Source organism: Micromonospora sp. HB375, assembly GCF_017872985.1.
Taxonomy (GTDB): domain Bacteria; phylum Actinomycetota; class Actinomycetes; order Mycobacteriales; family Micromonosporaceae; genus Micromonospora; species Micromonospora chalcea.
This window is the reverse complement of the sequence record NZ_JAGGJO010000001.1, coordinates 4,428,504-4,445,224: the sequence shown is the minus strand read 5'-3', so window position 1 is coordinate 4,445,224 and position 16,721 is coordinate 4,428,504. Positions and strand designations below refer to the sequence as shown.

At 71.6% G+C, this 16,721-nt stretch carries 13 protein-coding genes; 11 read left to right on the top strand and 2 right to left on the bottom strand.

Annotation, left to right across the window (positions count from 1 at the left end; all coding sequences use genetic code 11):
• The first annotated feature begins 39 nt into the window (after positions 1-39).
• From hutH to J3R08_RS20125, 7 genes are read left to right on the top strand one after another with little or no spacing between them, the layout of a single operon-like run.
• Entirely contained in the window at positions 40-1,527 is a 1,488-nt protein-coding gene (gene hutH / locus J3R08_RS20155) for a histidine ammonia-lyase (RefSeq protein WP_043322962.1), read from the top strand.
• Between the two features lie 11 nt (positions 1,528-1,538).
• Complete coding sequence (locus tag J3R08_RS20150; RefSeq protein ID WP_209962447.1) at positions 1,539-3,104, top strand: NAD(P)-binding domain-containing protein; 1,566 nt, start codon at positions 1,539-1,541, stop codon at positions 3,102-3,104.
• Between the two features lies 1 nt (position 3,105).
• Positions 3,106-4,179: an alpha-hydroxy acid oxidase gene (locus tag J3R08_RS20145; protein ID WP_064445489.1), complete on the top strand. Its 1,074-nt coding sequence runs from the start codon at positions 3,106-3,108 to the stop codon at positions 4,177-4,179.
• Positions 4,176-5,510 (top strand): cytochrome P450, encoded by a 1,335-nt coding sequence (locus J3R08_RS20140; RefSeq protein ID WP_166456168.1) that lies wholly within the window; start codon positions 4,176-4,178, stop codon positions 5,508-5,510. Before J3R08_RS20145 ends, J3R08_RS20140 begins: the two co-directional genes overlap by 4 nt.
• A complete protein-coding gene (locus tag J3R08_RS20135) occupies positions 5,507-6,775 on the top strand; it encodes a cation:proton antiporter (protein WP_209962445.1) in 1,269 nt (422 codons plus the stop codon). Before J3R08_RS20140 ends, J3R08_RS20135 begins: the two co-directional genes overlap by 4 nt.
• Positions 6,776-6,827: 52 nt before the next feature.
• A complete protein-coding gene (locus tag J3R08_RS20130) occupies positions 6,828-7,499 on the top strand; it encodes a response regulator transcription factor (protein WP_104112254.1) in 672 nt (223 codons plus the stop codon).
• The gene (locus J3R08_RS20125) at positions 7,499-8,779 is read left to right on the top strand and encodes a HAMP domain-containing sensor histidine kinase (protein WP_069088329.1); all 1,281 of its coding nucleotides are present in this window, start codon (positions 7,499-7,501) and stop codon (positions 8,777-8,779) included. Before J3R08_RS20130 ends, J3R08_RS20125 begins: the two co-directional genes overlap by 1 nt.
• A 132-nt stretch (positions 8,780-8,911) precedes the next feature.
• On the opposite strand, the gene J3R08_RS20120 is transcribed toward J3R08_RS20125, so the two are convergent.
• The gene (locus J3R08_RS20120) at positions 8,912-9,622 is read right to left on the bottom strand and encodes a hypothetical protein (RefSeq protein ID WP_233607837.1); all 711 of its coding nucleotides are present in this window, start codon (positions 9,620-9,622) and stop codon (positions 8,912-8,914) included.
• A gap of 11 nt (positions 9,623-9,633) precedes the next feature.
• A complete protein-coding gene (locus J3R08_RS20115; protein WP_104112255.1) occupies positions 9,634-12,003 on the bottom strand; it encodes a fibronectin type III domain-containing protein in 2,370 nt (789 codons plus the stop codon).
• Positions 12,004-12,194: 191 nt separating this feature from the next.
• Between J3R08_RS20115 and J3R08_RS20110 the strand changes: the two genes are divergently transcribed.
• The 4 genes from J3R08_RS20110 to J3R08_RS20095 all read left to right on the top strand — a co-directional run bounded on the left by J3R08_RS20110 (position 12,195) and on the right by J3R08_RS20095 (position 16,716).
• The gene (locus J3R08_RS20110; RefSeq protein ID WP_209962444.1) at positions 12,195-12,992 is read left to right on the top strand and encodes a TIGR02452 family protein; all 798 of its coding nucleotides are present in this window, start codon (positions 12,195-12,197) and stop codon (positions 12,990-12,992) included.
• A gap of 9 nt (positions 12,993-13,001) precedes the next feature.
• Entirely contained in the window at positions 13,002-13,454 is a 453-nt protein-coding gene (locus tag J3R08_RS20105; protein WP_209962441.1) for an OsmC family protein, read from the top strand.
• 254 nt (positions 13,455-13,708) lie between these two features.
• On the top strand, positions 13,709-15,163 hold the full coding sequence (locus J3R08_RS20100) for a family 43 glycosylhydrolase (RefSeq protein WP_166456172.1): 1,455 nt from the start codon (positions 13,709-13,711) through the stop codon (positions 15,161-15,163).
• A 41-nt stretch (positions 15,164-15,204) separates the two neighbouring features.
• A complete protein-coding gene (locus tag J3R08_RS20095; protein WP_209962439.1) occupies positions 15,205-16,716 on the top strand; it encodes a family 43 glycosylhydrolase in 1,512 nt (503 codons plus the stop codon).
• Positions 16,717-16,721: the final 5 nt, after the last annotated feature.

Below are 16,721 nucleotides of genomic sequence, written 5' to 3'. Positions count from 1 at the left end.
TCAGAGCGTTCTGAGAATTCGTCTCTAGGGTGCGATCGCATGACGACAGAGGTGGACCTCGATGTCCCACTGCGGATCGCCGACCTCCGTGCCGCCCGTGACCCGGTCAAGGTCGTGGTCGGAGCACAGGCCAGGGAGCGCGTCACGGCCGCCCGTACCTTCCTGTCCGCGGTGCTCGGCGACGACCGTGCGGTGTACGGCGCGACCACCGGCTTCGGCGCTCTCGTCGGGTACGCGGGCCGCGCCGACCTGCGCGACCAGGCCGACAACACGCTCGCCCACCTCGGCGCGGGGCAGGGCCCGGAACTCGACCCGGAGGTGGTCCGCGCGACTCTGCTGCTGCGGGCCGCGTCGCTGGCCCGGGGCGCGTCGGGGGTCTCGCCGCACGTCATCGACGCGCTCGCGGCGATGCTCGCGACCACGTTCGTCCCCGCGGTGCCTCGGCTGGGTTCGGTCGGCGCCAGCGGTGACCTGATCCCGCTGGGCGCCGCCGCCCAGGCGTTACGGGGCCGTGGGCACGCCTACCTGGACGGGGTACGGCTACCGGCGGCCGAGGCGCTGCAGCGGGCCGGCCTGGAACCGCTGCCGCTGGACGGGCGGGACGCGCTCGCCCTGGTCAACGGCACGTCGCTGACCACCGCGGCGACGGCGCTGGCGCTGGACGCGGCCCGCTGCGCGCACCGGGCGGTCCAGGTGCTCACCTGCCTGCTCGCCGATCTGCTGGGCAGCGACACGCAGTTCCTCGACGCCCGGCTGCTGGCCGCGTACGGCCATCCGGGCGCGGTCGACGTGGGCGCGCGGATGCGGCGGGTCGGCGCCGGGATCGTCGCGTCCGGGGCGCGCCCGTTGCAGGAGCCGTACAGCATCAGGTGCGCGCCGCAACTGCTCGGCGCGGCCGAGGACGCGCTGCGCTACGTCGACGCCGTCGTCGGGGCCGACCTCGCGAGCGTGACCGACAACCCGCTGTTCTTTCCCGACGAGGACCTCGTCGTGCACGGCGGCAACTTCTTCGGGCAGCCGGCCGCGTTCGCCGCCGACGTGCTGTCGATGGTCGTGGCGCAGGTCGGCAACCTCGCCGAACGGCAACTGGATCTGCTCGTCGACCCGAACCGCAACGGCGGCCTGCCGCCGATGCTGGCCGCCGGCCCGGGACAGCAGCACGGTCTCCAGGGCGTGCAACTGGCGGCGACCGCCCTGATCACCGAGATCCGCCGGGACACCATGCCCGCGAGCATGCAGAGCGTGCCGACCAACCTGCACAACCAGGACGTCGTCCCGCTCGGCACCCAGGCCGCGCTGCGGGCGCTGGACCAGACCCGGCTGCTGCACCTGATCGTCGGATCGCTCGCGGTGGGACTGCGCCAGGCGGCGTACGTCGGCGCGCGTGCGCCGACCGCGCCCGGCTGTGCCGAGGCGCTGGCCGCGGTGGCCGCTGTCGTACCGCCGATCGACCCGGACCGGCCGCTGGACGCCGACGTTCGGCGCGCCGCCGATGTGATCGCCGATTTCTCCGTTTCCTTCTCCTGAGGTGGACGCACATGACGCTTGACTACCTGATCGTCGGAGCCGGACCGGCCGGCCTGCAGCTCGCGGCCCTGCTGGAGGCCGACGGCAAGCGCGACTATCTGGTCCTGGAACAGGCGGGGATACCGGGGGCGTTCTTCGCCACCTTCCCCCGCCACCGGCAACTGATCTCCATCAACAAGCCGCACACCGGCTCCGACGATCCGGAGCTGAACCTGCGGCTGGACTGGAACTCGCTGCTCAGCGACGACCCGGCGCTGCGGTTCACCGGCTACACCGAGCGGTACTTCCCCGACGCCGACGTGATGGTCCGCTACCTGGCCGACTTCGCCGCGAAGACGGGGGCGCGTGTCCGGTACGGCTGCCGCGTGACGTCGGTCGGCAAGGTCGACGGGGTGTTCGAGGTCCGGGCGGGGGAGGAGGTGTTCCGGGCGCGACGGCTCGTCGTCGCCACCGGCGTCTCGCAGCCGTACCGGCCGGAGATCCCGGGCCTGGAACTCGCCGAGCAGTACGCGGAGATGTCCGTCGACCCGCGCGACTACCTGGACCAGAAGGTGCTGATCATCGGCAAGGGGAACTCCGCGTTCGAGACCGCGGACAACCTGATGGAGACCACCACGCTGATCCACGTGGCCGGGCCGAGTTCGATCCGGATGGCCTGGCGCACGCACTACGTGGGACACCTGCGCGCGGTGAACAACAACTTCCTGGACACCTACCAGCTGAAGTCGGCGAACGCGATCCTCGACGGCGACGTCAAGCGCATCGAGCGCGACGGCGACGGCTTCACTGTGACCTTCTCGTTCTCCCGCGCCGACGAGGTGGTCAAGGAGCTGCGGTACGACCGGGTGCTCGCCTGCACCGGGTTCGCCTTCGACGCGTCCATCTTCGACGACACCTGCCGTCCGCAACTCGCCATCCGGGACCGCTTTCCGGCGCAGACCCCGGAGTGGGAGTCGGTGAACGTGCCCGGCCTCTACTTCGCCGGCACGATCAGCCAGGAGCGGGACTTCAAACGCTCGACGAGCGGCTTCATCCACGGTTTCCGGTACGCCGTCCGGGCGCTGCACCGGATCCTGGAGCGGCGGTACGGGGACACGCCGTGGCCGGCGGAGAAGCTGGACGCCACCGGGGAGCTGATCGCCGACGCCGTCGTCGCGCGGGTCAACCGCACCTCCGCGCTGTGGCAGCAGTTCGGTTTCCTCGCCGACGTGGTCACCGTCGCCGGGTCCGACGCGCGCTACCACGAGGAGGTGCCCGTCGAGTACTTCACCGGCACCGGCCTGCGTACTTCCGACCACGACTACGAGCACGCCTTCGTGGTCACCCTGGAGTACGGTCCCGAGCACGACCAGGTGGACCCGTTCGACGTCACCGTCAACCGGGTCGCCCAGGACGTCGCCGGCCAGGCCCACGACGCCGCCTACCTGCATCCGGTCGTCCGCCATCACCGGGCGGGCCGGGTCGTCGCCACCCACCACTTGGCGGAGAACCTGGAGAACCGGTGGGACCGGCCGGAGACCCACGTCGCGCCGCTCGTCGCGTTCGTCGACAGCTGCCTGAGCAGTGCCGAGAGCTGAGATGCGCCCGCTCGACGCGGCGCTGGACGGTCCGGCGCTGAACCTGGCCGAGCTGGCCGCCGACGCGCGGGGCCGCCTGGACCCGGTGCACTGGGACTTCTTCTCCGGCGGAGCCGGCGAGGAACGTACGGTGCGCGCCAACGAGGCGGCCTTCGCCCGGCGCTACCTGGTGCCCCGCGTCCTGCGCGGCGCCGCCCGGCGCGACCTGCGGGTCTCCCTGTTCGGCAGCCGGATCTCGATGCCGGTGCTGATCGCGCCGACCGCGTTCCACCGGCTGGCCCACCCCGAGGGCGAGGTGGCCACCGCCCGCGCCGCCACCGAGGCGGGCACGATCATGGTGGTCAGCATGGCGGCCACCCGCCCGGTCGAGGAGATCGCCGCCGCCGGCGGGCCGCTCTGGTTCCAGCTGTACCCGCAGCCGGACCTCGACTTCACCGCATCGGTGGTACGGCGGGCGGAGGCGGCCGGGTGCAGCGCTCTGGTCGTCACCGTCGACTCGCCCGTGTTCGGCCGGCGCGAACGCGACCTGCGGCACGGCTTCGTCGACCTGCCGGCCGGGCTGAGCTGCGAGAACATGCGCGACGCGACCGGCCGGGTGCGGGACATCGAGATGGACGCCGGGCTGGACTGGGCCCGGATCGCCCGGCTGCGCGAGATCACCGCGCTGCCGATCCTGCTGAAGGGGGTGCTGCATCCGGCGGACGCGGCGCTGGCCGTCTCGTACGGTCTCGACGGTCTGCTGGTCTCCAACCACGGGGGCCGGCAGCTCGACGGCGCGCTGGCCACCCTGGACGCGCTGCCCGCGGTGGTCGAGGCCGTCGGCGGGCGGCTGCCGGTGCTGCTCGACGGCGGTGTCCGCCGGGGCGCCGACGTCCTGGTGGCGCTGGCGCTCGGCGCGAGCGCGGTGCTGGTCGGCCGTCCGGTGCTGTGGGGGCTCGCGGTGGGCGGCGCCGCCGGGGTACGCCACGTGCTCGACCTGCTCCACGCCGACCTCGACCGGACGCTGACGCTGGCCGGCGTCACCGGGCCGGCCGACCTGCGCGACGACCTGGTCGCCACGGTGGCGTGCGGATGAGCGCCCTGATCGTCCTGCTGGTCCTGGCCGGGATCGGGTGGACCGTGCCGTACTGGCTGCCCCGCACCGTGGTCCGGCTGCGGGAGTGGGTGTTCGTCAGAGTCAACGGTGTCGAAGGCGTTCCGGTGCCGGGCCCCGTCGTCGGCATGGAGCACTTCGAGCGGGTGTACGCCGATCCTGCGGCGGACGGACGCAGCCGCGGGGCCGGGCTGTCGGACCTGTTCTGGTACTGGCTGGCGCCCGGACCGCACATGCACCAGGAACATCTGGAGCCGGGGGAGCGCTACCGCACCGTCGCCGCCACGACCCGGCGGGTGCTCGCGGTACGCCGCGAGCGCTGCGACGCTCTCGCCACCGCCGCCACCCGGCGGGTGCTCGACCGGTTGCCGGCCGACCGGACCAGCCACGTCCGGCTGCGTGACCTGATGATGCCGGTCTGGGCCGAGGTCTACTACGAGCTCGTCTTCGGCGAGGCGTGCCCGCCGCACGCGCGGGCGCTGATCGTCGCCAACGCCGACGACGTGGTCAGCGGGCTGAAGTGCACCGGACTGCGGCACATGCGCCGGCGCGAGCGGCTGACCGGGTATCTGCGCGACCGGATCGAGGCGGGCACCTGCCCGGTGACGCTGCCGCCGCCGTTCACCGCCCAGGAGACGGCCTGGTATCTCCAGGGCGCGTTCTTCAACACCGCCGTGGTGCAGATGTCCGAGGCGATGGCGCACGTGCTGCTCGCCCTCGCCACGCACCCCGACGTGCAGCGCGGACTGGACGGTGACGACGCGCTGGACCGGGTGATCGACGAGACGCTGCGGGTGCACCCGCTCTTCGGCGTCGCGCACCGGATCACCTCGGCGCCGATCGCGCTGCCCACCGGCGTGTCGCTGCCGGCCGGAACGGTGCTGCTCTTCAACTACCTGGCGTTCCACCGCGGTGGGGCCGCCGGTGACGACCGGTTCGACCCGGACCGGTGGCTGACGCTCAAGCGCGGCGACGCGCACTTCATCCCGTACGGGGTCACCGCGAACCGCGCCTGCCCGGCCCGCGGCGTCGCGCCGGTGATGATGCGCGCCGCGACCCGCGAGGTGCTGCGCCGCTACGTGCTGACCTCCTCCGTCTCACACACCCGGTCGCTGCCCAGCCGGGGCCCGGCGTATCTGACACCGGTCGGGAGCCCCCCGCCGGGGCGGCTGCGGCTGGCCGCGATGCGGTCGCGGGACCGGTGGGCCGACGTGGGCCGCAGTATCCGGCAACTGGTGTTCGGCACCTGGATGGTGGTCGACGCCCGCCGGCAGCGGTTGTGCACCGACTACTTCGAGAGGGCTGTCCGATGACACCAACGGAGCTGGCGCCACGGTTCTTCATCGCGGTCACGGTGATCCTGATCTTCTGCAAAGGGGTCGCGTGGCTGCTCGGCAAGGCGGGCCAGCCCGCCGTGGTCAGCGAGATGCTCGCCGGCGTACTGCTCGGCCCGTCGCTGCTCGGGCTCCTCCTGCCGGACGTGCAGAACGCCCTGTTCCCGGCCCCCCTGCTCCCGGTCCTCTACATCGTGGGTCAGGTCGGCCTGGTGCTGTTCATGTTCCAGGCCGGGTACGCGTTCAGCAGCCATCGGGTCACCGGGCTCGCCGGCACCGCCGGCCTGATCTCGCTGGCCGGAGTCACCGCGCCGCTGCTGCTGGGGGCGCTGCTGGTGCTGGTGACGGCGGGCGTTGTGCCGATCCAGGCCGACGGGACGTCACTCGGGGTCTCGGCCGCGTTCGTCGGCGTCGCCCTGGCCATCACCGCGTTCCCGATGCTGGCCCGGATCATCACCGAGAAAGGGCACGCCGGCACCCGGCACGGCACGCTCGCCCTGGCCAGCGGCGCGATCGACGACGTGGTCGCCTGGATCATGCTGGCCGCCGTGCTGGCGGTCGCGTCCGGCCGGGCCGGTCCGGCGATCGTCACCGCGGGCGGAGCGGTCCTGTTCGGGCTGGTGCTCTGGTTCGGCGGGCGTACGGCCGCTGCCACGCTGATGACCCACCGGGCCCTCAACGACCGCGCCCGGCTGCTCGGCACCGTCGCCCTGCTGTTCCTGGTCGCCTGGTACACCGACGAGATCGGGCTGTACGCGGTCTTCGGCGCGTTCGCGGTCGGCGTGGTGATGCCGCGCACCGACAATACCGACAAGGTGGTGGATACGCTCACACCGGTCGCCGCGACGCTCTTCCTGCCGTTGTTCTTCACCTACTCGGGCCTGCGTACGGAGTTCGGCCTGCTCGCCTCGCCGCCGGTGCTGTTGTTCGCGCTGGCCTGCGTGACGGCGGCGATCGCCGGCAAGTTCGGCGCCTGCTGGGCGGCGGCCCGGCTGCGGGGTGAGCCGTCGAGCGTCGCGATGCGGGTCGGCGCGCTGATGAACGCCCGTGGCCTGATGCAGCTCATCGCGCTGAACGTCGGGCTGGAGGCGGGCATCGTGAGCCCCGCCCTGTTCACCGTGCTGGTGCTGGTCGCGCTTGTCACCACGCTGATGACGACGCCGGCGCTGAGCTGGATCGAGCGCCGGGAGGCGCGGCAGCCCGACGGCGTACGGACGCCCGCGCTGGCGGTTTCAGATAGTTGAAGAGGCAAGTACTGACCCTTCCATCGTCAACCATCTATGAGATCGTTAACATATGCGGGGCGGAACATCGAACCGGCTGTTGCTGGTCGAGGACGACGCGGATCTGACCGAGATGCTCACCGAGACGCTCGGCCACGAAGGTTACCTGGTCGACCAGGCCTTCGACGGCCAGCGCGGGCTGCATCTCGGGCTGACCCGCCCGTACGACGTGATGGTCATCGACCGGATGCTGCCGGCGCTCGACGGCCTCGACCTGGTCACCCGCCTGCGCGCCCGGGCGGTCCCGGCCCGGACCTTGATGCTCACCGCCCTCGGCACCGTCGACGACCGGATCGCCGGGCTGGACGCGGGCGCCGACGACTACCTGGTCAAACCGTTCGACCTCGACGAACTGAGCGCCCGGGTCCGGGCGCTGTGCCGGCGCCGGCCCGAGCCGACCGACGTGCTGCGCATCGGCGCCGGGCGACTCGACCTGGGACCGCGCGAGGCGGTGCTGCCCGACGGCACCCGGGTGGCGCTGTCCACCCGCGAGTTCGAGCTGCTGCGGGTGCTGGCGGCCCGGCCGAACGCCGTCCATCCGCGAGCCGTGCTGCGCCGCAAGGTCTTCGAGGAGGCTGCCGGCGCATCGATAGTGGACACGTATGTCTACTACCTGCGGCGCAAGCTCGGCCGCGCGGTGGTACGCACCGTGCACGGTCTCGGCTACCGCCTCGGGACCCTCTGATGGAGGCGGTCGAGAAGGCGATCGTCAGACGGGCCCGGCTACGGATCGGCCTGCTCGTCGGCCTCACCATCGGCGGCCTGCTCCTGCTGGCCGGTGGCATCTCCTACGCGGTCCTGGTCCGCGGCCAGGAGGCGCAGATCCAGCGTGAGCTGGCGTGGGGCACGGAACACGGGACGATCGCCGGGCCGCCCGCATGCAGTTGGATCTTCCGGTACGACGGCGCCACCGTGCGCACCGGCGCGAACCCGCCGCCACCGGGCTTCCCGTTGCACGACACGCTGGCCACCGTGGCGGCGAACCGGACCACCGAGATCACCACCGTCGCGCGTAACGGCACCACGTACCACGTACGCACCGAGGCGCGCGGCGACACCGTCGTCCAGGCGGTGTTCGACGCCCGCTTCCAGCTCTCCGACCGCCGGCACCTCCTGCTCGCGTTCAGTCTCGCGGCGGTGGCCGGGCTGCTCGCCGCCGTGCTCACCGGTGTGCTCGTCGGCCGCCGTGCCGTCGCGCCGCTCGCGGAGGCGCTGACCCGGCAGCGCCGCTTCGTCGCGGACGCCAGCCACGAGCTGAGGACGCCGATCGCCCAGGTGCACACCCGGGCCCAGCTGATCGCGCGCCGGGCACGCAACGACGGCGCCGCCACGAACCTGGACGACCTGGAACGGCTGATCGGCACCACGCGCCGGCTCGGCGAGATCGTCGACGACCTGCTGCTCTCCGCCCGGCTCGCCGCCGCGCCCGCCGACCGGGAGCCGGACCCGCCGGTCGACCTCACCGCGCTGATCGGTACGACAGTCGCCGCCGAGGGTGACCGGGCAGCCGAGCGCCAGGTCACGCTCGTCCTGGACGTCCCGGGTGACCCGCTGCCGGTGCCGGGTGTCGAGTCGGCCCTGCGCCGGGTCGTCGGCGAACTGCTGGCGAACGCGCTCGCCCACACCCCCGCGGGAGGCCGGATCACCGTGACGCTGCGGGCGGTGGACAACGCCGCGGAGTTCGTGATCGCCGACACCGGCAAGGGCTTCGACCAGGCGGACGCCCGGCGGATCTTCGACCGGTTCCACCGTGGCGCGGGCGCCGGAGACCGCCGCTTCGGCCTGGGACTGGCGCTGCTTCAGGAGGTCGTCACGAGCCACCACGGCACAATCGAGGCGGAGGGTCATCCGGGCCGGGGAGCCCGCTTCACGGTGCGCCTTCCCACGGCGGGATCGTCGGCTACCACGGGTCGGGCCGCGCGGATCAGGAACCTTCGGATGTGGCAGCTCGGCGCCGGTACGTGATCGCCGGACGGGACGGATTGCCACACCGGGACGCCGCGTGGTCGCTCCGAGCGCACTGGCCGCCAGTGCGCTCGGAGCGACGGATGAGATCGCCGGTGCGAACCCGGGCATCCCCCGGCCCGCGGTGCCGGGTCAGATGCCGAGCGACCTCCGAGTGGCCCGCACCGTGTCGGACAGTTCCTCGTAGCAGTCGAATCCCCGCTCGATGCAGTCCATGTCGACCCCGCATTCGCGCTGCCGCGCCCGCAGCAGTGACTCGTCCGCCACGTACACCGGAAAGGTCAGGAAATCGACGTCGGGAACCCGTTCCCGGAGCACGGCTACCTCGTCCTGCCCGTCTTCCCTGACCTGGAGCCAGCCGTTGAGGTCATCGTGGACGACCGCGCCGGCGGCGATCCCCTTCGTCCAGCCGGTGAAGAGCGCGGCGAGGCTGGTGGCGGCACGAGCCGAACCCCAGACGTCGGGGGTGAACTCGTAACGCCAGATCTCGCCCTCGTACTCGCCGGCGAGCACGAACGTGTAGACCAGATGCTCGAAGTTGAACAAGCGCACCTGGTGCCGCCACGGGAACGGCGTGCCGATCGAGATGGCCAGGGTGTCGAGTTCCTCGCCCCCGTCGGCCGGCCACGGCATGATCCAGCCGCCGTTGGGAAGCAGCCGCCGGGGCGGCCAGTTCTGTGACTGGAACCAGGTCAGCTGCTCCGCGACGTGGTCCACGCCGAAGATGCGGTAGACCGAGCCGGGCGGCTGCCCGGCGGGCGCCTCGGCGTGCTCGGGCCAGTCGAGGCCGGCCGCGGTCGCCGCCGCACGGTACTCCGCGACGGCGTCACGCAGTACGCGCATGTCGTCGAGCATCAGGGAGCCGCCGCCGGCTTGGGGCTCATGCACATGCTGGCCCCGCCCTCACTGACCCGGAACCCGAAGCTCGGCCCGTTCGCCGCGACCCACGGCTTCACCGGCAGCACGATGAACCGCTCTCCGTCGGCGACCTCGCACTTGCGGAAGAACGCCGACATCTCGGTGCCCTGCGGGCTCGACTCCGACGGTGGAACCGGCTTCAGGGAAGCGCGCTCGCCCGACAGGTTCACCGCCTGGTTGGTCACCCAGAACGGGAACTCGTCGCACACGGTTCCCGGCGCGCGCCCGGTGCACTCGTTCGGCGTGAAATGGGTGTTGAACCACCGGCGTGGATAGCCGGCGTCGATGGCGGCCCGACCGCCCTGGCTGCGAGCCGGGTAGAACCACTGGGCCCGCGTCGGTGGCTGCGGATATCCACCGTCACCCATCGCCGTCACGATGTGGGTCCCGGTCTCCTTCATGGGCCGGAGGTCGTAGGACACGCCACCGGGGACGTAGACGGCGAAGCCGTTGTCGCAGCCGGCCGTACCCTGGGTGCCACGCTGGGCGGTGCACGCCGCATCGATGATCCGCTTGAGCCGGCCGTCCTCGGCGTTGGTCCAGGCGAAGGGAATGCCGTCCCGGTCGGCCACCAGCTTCGTCGTCTTGATCACCTCCGCGTAGATCTTCAAGCTGTTGTACCACTCGCCCTCGTCCGCGCCCCAGTTCTCGAACGTGTCGAAGTCGGTGTCGTGGCGGATCGGGTACTCGAGGATGCCGTGGATGCCGATCTGACCGGGGAAGAGGATCTCGAGCAGCGCCCAGAGCGCGAGTCCGATGCCGATTCCCGAGAGAGCGACGACGACCCAGGAGGTGCCGACGGCGGCAGCGGGCGCGACTGCGACGAGCCGGACGGCCTGCGCGGCAGGCGCCAGCACGAGCGTGCACGTGGTGGTGTTCTGGGCGCACCAGGTGATCGGCATCGTCGCATTGCCCGGATCGAACAGCGTCGAGACGCGACCGGGGACCGGGTCCACCGAGGAGATCACCGGACCACGGCCGGGCGGTGCCGCCGAGAAGAGAAGCTGGGTGAGGCTGTCCGCGCAGTTGACGAGCTTCTCCCCGGACGGCGGTAGGAAGGCGTCCAGGCAGCTGTCGTTCGAGACGGTGTAGCAGCCCGGGAACAGCTCCGTGCTGCCGGCCGGCACCGTGACACTGGTACGCGAGTCCGCAGCGAGGTAGAAGTCTCCGCCGCTCCCGGCGCACTGAGAGCCTTCGCTTGCCGCCTGCTGGGTGGCGGCGGGAGACACCTCGTCCGTATTGATCATGGTGGTGAAGTCGGCGGAGAGCTCACGGGCCACCGTGCGGTCGGCGCGTAGCGCCTCGACCCGGAACGTGTACGGCGTGTACTCCTCCAGGGGGCCGATCGGAAGGACGATGCTGTTACCCGCCGTGCACGGGTTCGCCGGATTGCCGTCGGCGTCCTGGCAGAAGTGGGTCAGCGAGAACTCGTCGTACAACTGGCCGTCGAGGTAGGCGCGGTAGCTGGTCTCGGTTGCGGGGTCGGGATGCCATGTTGCCGTGGCGGCACCCTGCTCCGGGTCGAGGACCAGGTCGGCGTCGGGATCCGGTGGCGGCGGGGCGGCGGCCGTCGTGAAGGACGCCGTGGCGCGGGTCGCGGACTTGTTGCCGGCCAGGTCGACGGCGACCACGGAAACCGTGTGGTTGGTGGACGGCGACAGCCCGGTGATGGAGTACGACCGGGTGCCGATGGTGGTCCGGTGCGGGGTTCCGCCGTCGACGGTGATCTCGTACCCGGCAAGGCCGTAGTTGTCCGTGGCCTCGCCCCAGGTCGCCTTGGCCGTGGTCGCCGTGATCGCGCCGACGGTCAGGTCCGGGACGGCGCTCGGCGGGAGCAGGTCCACCACGGTGACGGACCGCAGGATCCGGGCGTAGCGTCCGGGTTCGCGTTCGGCGCGGGCGCACACCTCGTTCTCGCCCAGTTCCGCCGGGCGAAGACTGGCGGTCCACGACGCCGACCAGTCCGACACACCGGCCGGCGGCGGCCCGAGGGTGATGTCGGTGGTGGTCAGCCGGCCGACCGAGACGTCGACCATGGTGGCGTTCTTGTGCAGGAAGCCGCTGAGAGCGATCTTCCCGTGCTCGTCAACCGCGACCTCGGTCCCGGTCGTCGGCCCTTCGAGCCGGATGGAGGCGTGGTTGACGTCCTCCGGCACCGACGGGTCCGCGCACGCGGGAAGTTGCTCGGCCGGAGTCGCCTCGGCAGCCGGCTGGCTCACCAGGCCGACGGGGAGGATGAGCGAGACGGCGAGCGCCGTAGCTCGTAAGAATCTGCTGAAATGCCTGTCGTGCCCATGGTTGGCCATGCCTACCCCCGTATGAATGACGCCAATCAATGGTTGGGCGGACATTAGCAAGGCGCGGTCCATCGTGGTGGCCCCCTCGTCGCCCGGTCGCACCAGGCGACGTGGCCGGAGCGGAGGTCACTAATCGGTTGCCCGTCGCGGTGACGGCTGCCTAGATTGCCGATCATGTACGACATCGACGGGCGTTCCGGATGAGCAGCCGTCTCCGCGAGATCGCCCGGCAGACGGTCGCGATCGCCGAGTCGGGGCGCTACCGCAACAGCGCCGGCGAGGACATCGCGATCGAGGCAGCGGTCAGCGCCGCGGTCGACGGCACCCGTGAGCACCTGCCGGACGAGGTCCTCCACCTGGACGGCGCGAAGCCCGGCGCCGACACCGTCGAGGTGACGTACGAGTCGACGTTGCAGGCGGCCCGCCGGCTCGGACCCGGCGCGGCGTGTCTGGTGTTCGCGTCGGCGAAGAACCCGGGTGGCGGGTTCCTGGGCGGGGCGAAGGCGCAGGAGGAGAGCATCGCCCGCTCGTCGGCGCTGTATCCCTGTCTGCTCGCCGCCCCGGACTTCTATGCCTTCCACCGGGGGCAACGGGATCTGCGCTACAGCGACCGCGTCGTCTACTCCCCGGGCGTGCCGGTGTTCCGTGACGACAAGGGGAACCTGCTCGACCGGCCGTACACGACGTCCTTCCTGACCGCGGCGGCGCCGAACCTGGGCGCGATCGTGCGCAACCAGCCGGAGCGCGCGCCGGACGTGCCGGCGGTGCTGGGCCGGCGGGCCCGGCGGGTGCTGGAGGTGGCGGCCGCGCACGGGCATCGGACAGTGGTGCTGGGCGCGTGGGGGTGCGGGGTGTTCCGCAACGACCCGGCCGTGGTGGCCGGCGCGTTCGCCGACGCGCTCCGGGTGGTCGACCGGTTCGACCTCGTGGTGTTCGCCGTGCGCGACGGGCTGCCGGGCACACCGGTCTACCGCACGTTCGCGGAGCGCTTTCGGTAGGTTCGTCGCATGAGTGAGGACACGCTCCGGTCGGTGGAGATCGAGCGCACCAGCGTGGGCAGGTACGTCGTGCGCAACGCCCGTGGCGGCGAGCTGTCGATGGGTACGGGGGAGGACGCGACCTTCACGCCCGTGGAACTGCTGCTGGCGGCGCTCGGCGGCTGCACCGCCGTCGACGTCGACCTGGTGACCAGCCGGCGCGCCGAACCGACCCGGTTCGCCGTCACGGTGAGCGGTGACAAGATCCGCGACCCGGAGGCCGGCAACCGGATGGAGAACCTCACCGTCACCTTCGCGGTGGCGTTTCCGGCCGGCGCGGACGGTGACCGGGCCCGCGAGGCGCTGCCCCGATCTCTGCGGCAGTCACACGACCGGCTCTGCACCGTGTCCCGCACGGTGGAGCTGGGCACCCCCGTCACCATGGTGGACGCGGGCGACAGGGGCCCGTCCGAGCCTCGGTGACCGCCGGAGACCCGGCGCCACCCGGGCCGATCCGCCAGGTCTGTTAACGCTAACCAATGCCGAGGCAGTGTCCCGGCATGGGTCGCCATCCGGCCACAGAAAAGCCTTCGGGAAGCTTCGACCCCTCGATTACCTTGACAGCCGTCTATGTTATCGAAAACATGACTGGTAACCCGGACGTAACGCCGCTGCCATGATCGCTCGCCCCGTCTCGTGATCTCGGGAGCGGAAGCGACCAAGCGCGGGAGGTTTCGGTGGCACGGACCGCTCAGACGACGCGGACGGTTGCGGTGGTGGTCTCGGCGACCCTGGCACTCGGCGCGGGGGCGCTGGCCGGGGTGCCGCCCGCGTCGGCGGCGACGGTGGACACGACCGCGTCGTACGTGTTCGTGAACCGGCACAGCGGCAAGGCGATGGACCTGTACGACTGGTCGACGGCGGAGAACGCGCCGGTGAACCAGTGGACGCGCAACGACCTCGCGGTGCAGCAGTGGCAGTTCGTGGACGCCGGTGGCGGCTTCTACAAGGTGCGGTCGCGGCACAGCGGGAAGGTGCTGGAACTGCCGAGCGGCAGCGACGGCACCCAGCTGGTGCAGTCCACCGACAGGTCGTCGGCCACGCAGCAGTTCCGGTTGCAGGACTCCGCGGGCGGGTTCGTGCGGTTCGTGAACCGCCAGTGGAACAAGGTGATCGACGTGTGGGGCTGGTCGACCGCCGACGGCGGCCGGCTGGCCGGCTACTCCGACCTGGACGGCGGCAACCAGCAGTGGCAGCTGATCCGCCTGGGCGGCGGGACGCCGACCACCCCGGCACCCACCACTCCGGCGCCGGCGTATCCGCAGCCCGGCCGGGTCACCGGCGACATCGGCGTGCACGACCCGACGGTGGTCAGACGACCCGACGGCACCTACCTCGTCGCGCACACCGGTGACGACATCGCGTTGAAGACCTCCACCGACCGGGTGGCCTTCCGCAACGCGGGCACCGTCTTCCCCGGTGGCGCGCCGTGGACCACCACGTACACGGGTGGCGCGCGCAACCTCTGGGCGCCCGACCTGTCGTACCGCAACGGGCGCTATCACCTGTACTACTCGGCGTCGACCTTCGGCTCCAACCGTTCGGCGATCTTCCTGGCCACCAGCGCCACCGGAGCCTCCGGGAGCTGGACCAACGAGGGGCTGGTCGTCGAGTCGCGGACCACCGACGACTTCAACGCCATCGACCCGAACCTCACCGTCGACGACCAGGGCCGCTGGTGGCTCACCTTCGGCTCGTTCTGGTCCGGCATCAAGATGATCCCGATCGACCCGGCCACCGGGCGCCGGCTCGGCACCGCCATGTACGGTCTCGCGAACTACGGCCCCGGCATCGAGGCGCCGGTCCTGGTCAAGCGCGGCGCCTGGTACTACCTGTACGTCTCGTTCGACAGATGCTGCCAGGGCGCCGCCAGCACGTACCGGATCATGGTCGGCCGTTCGGCGAGCCCGACCGGGCCGTTCCTGGACCGCGCCGGCCGGGACATGCTCGCCGGGGGCGGCACCCAGATCCTCGCCTCGCACGGCAGCGTGCACGGGCCCGGCCACCAGGCGGTCCTCGCCGACACCGACGGCGACGTCCTCTTCTACCACTACTACGCCGACAACGGCGCGTCGCTGCTCGGCGTCAACCGCATCGGCTACGACGCCGACGCCTGGCCCTACGTCTACTGACCCGGGACCACCCCCGATACCTGGCCCACCTGGGAGGGCACATGCCGCTTCGACACCTGCTCCGCACGGCCCACCGGGCCGGCGCGGCGCCCGCACGCCGTCGCCTGCGGCCGATGCTGGCCGCGGCGCTCGCGGCGCTCGCGGCGCTCGCGGCGATCGCCGTGACCGCCGGCCTGCCGGTGGCCGGACCCGCGCAGGCCGCACCGGCGGTGAACCACACCAACCCGCTGGTCAACCAGCGTGCCGATCCGCACATCGTCAAGCACACCGACGGCTACTACTACATGACCGCGACGGTGCCGGAGTACGACCGGATCGTGCTCCGGCGGGCCACCACCCTCCAGGGACTGGCCGGCGCCGCGGAGACGACGATCTGGCGCCGGCACACCAGCGGAGAGATGGGCGCCCACATCTGGGCGCCGGAGATCCACTTCATAGACGGCAAGTGGTACGTCTACTTCGCCGCCGGACGCACCGACGACGTCTGGCGGATCCGGATGTACGTGCTGGAGAACGCGAGCGCGAACCCGCTGTCCGGCTCGTGGACCGAACGCGGCCGGATCACCACGCCGTGGGACACGTTCAGCCTGGACGCCTCCACGTTCGTCGTGAACGGGGTGCGGTACCTGACCTGGGCCCAGCAGGAACCCGGCATCTCCACCAACTCCAACGTCTACCTCGCCCGGATGGGCGCCAACCCGTGGCAGATCACCGGCACGGTGACCCGGCTGGTGGTGCCGACGTACGACTGGGAGACCCGGGGTTACCGGGTGGCCGAGGGCCCGACGGTGATCCAGCGCAACGGCCGGGTGTTCCTCACCTACTCGGCGAGCGCCACCGACGCCAACTACTGCCTCGGCATGCTGACCGCGTCCGCCGGCGCGAACCTGCTCGACGCCGCCGCCTGGAGCAAGAGCCCGACCCCGGTGTTCGCCAGCAGCGCCGCCACCGGCCAGTACGGCCCCGGACACAACTCCTTCACCGTCTCCGAGGACGGGCAGAGCGACATCCTGGTCTACCACGACCGCAACTACCGGGACATCAGCGGCGACCCGCTCAACGACCCGAACCGGCGGACCCGGATCCAGAAGCTGTACTGGAACGCCGACGGCACCCCGAACTTCGGCATCCCCGTGCCCGACGGGGCCACCCCGGTCCGGCTGCGGTCACACGACCTGACGACGAGCTACGTCCGGCACTACGACTACCGCGCCCGCGTCGAGCCGAACGTGACGAAGCTGGCCGACTCGCAGTTCCGCATCGTCCCCGGCCTCGCCGGCGGCGGATCGGTGTCGCTGGAGTCCACGAACTTCCCCGGCTACTACCTGAGGCACCGCGCGTTCGCCCTCTACGTCGAACGCGACGACGGCTCCGCCCTGTTCGACAACGACGCGAGCTTCCAGCGCCGTCCCGGCCTGGCCGCGCCCGAGGCGCTCTCGCTGGAGTCGCAGAACTACAGCGGCCGGTACGTCCGCCACCGCGACGGACTGCTCCAGCTCGAAGCGGTGGACACCAGCGCCGACCGGGCCACTGCCACCTTCCACCTGGAGTAGGCGCC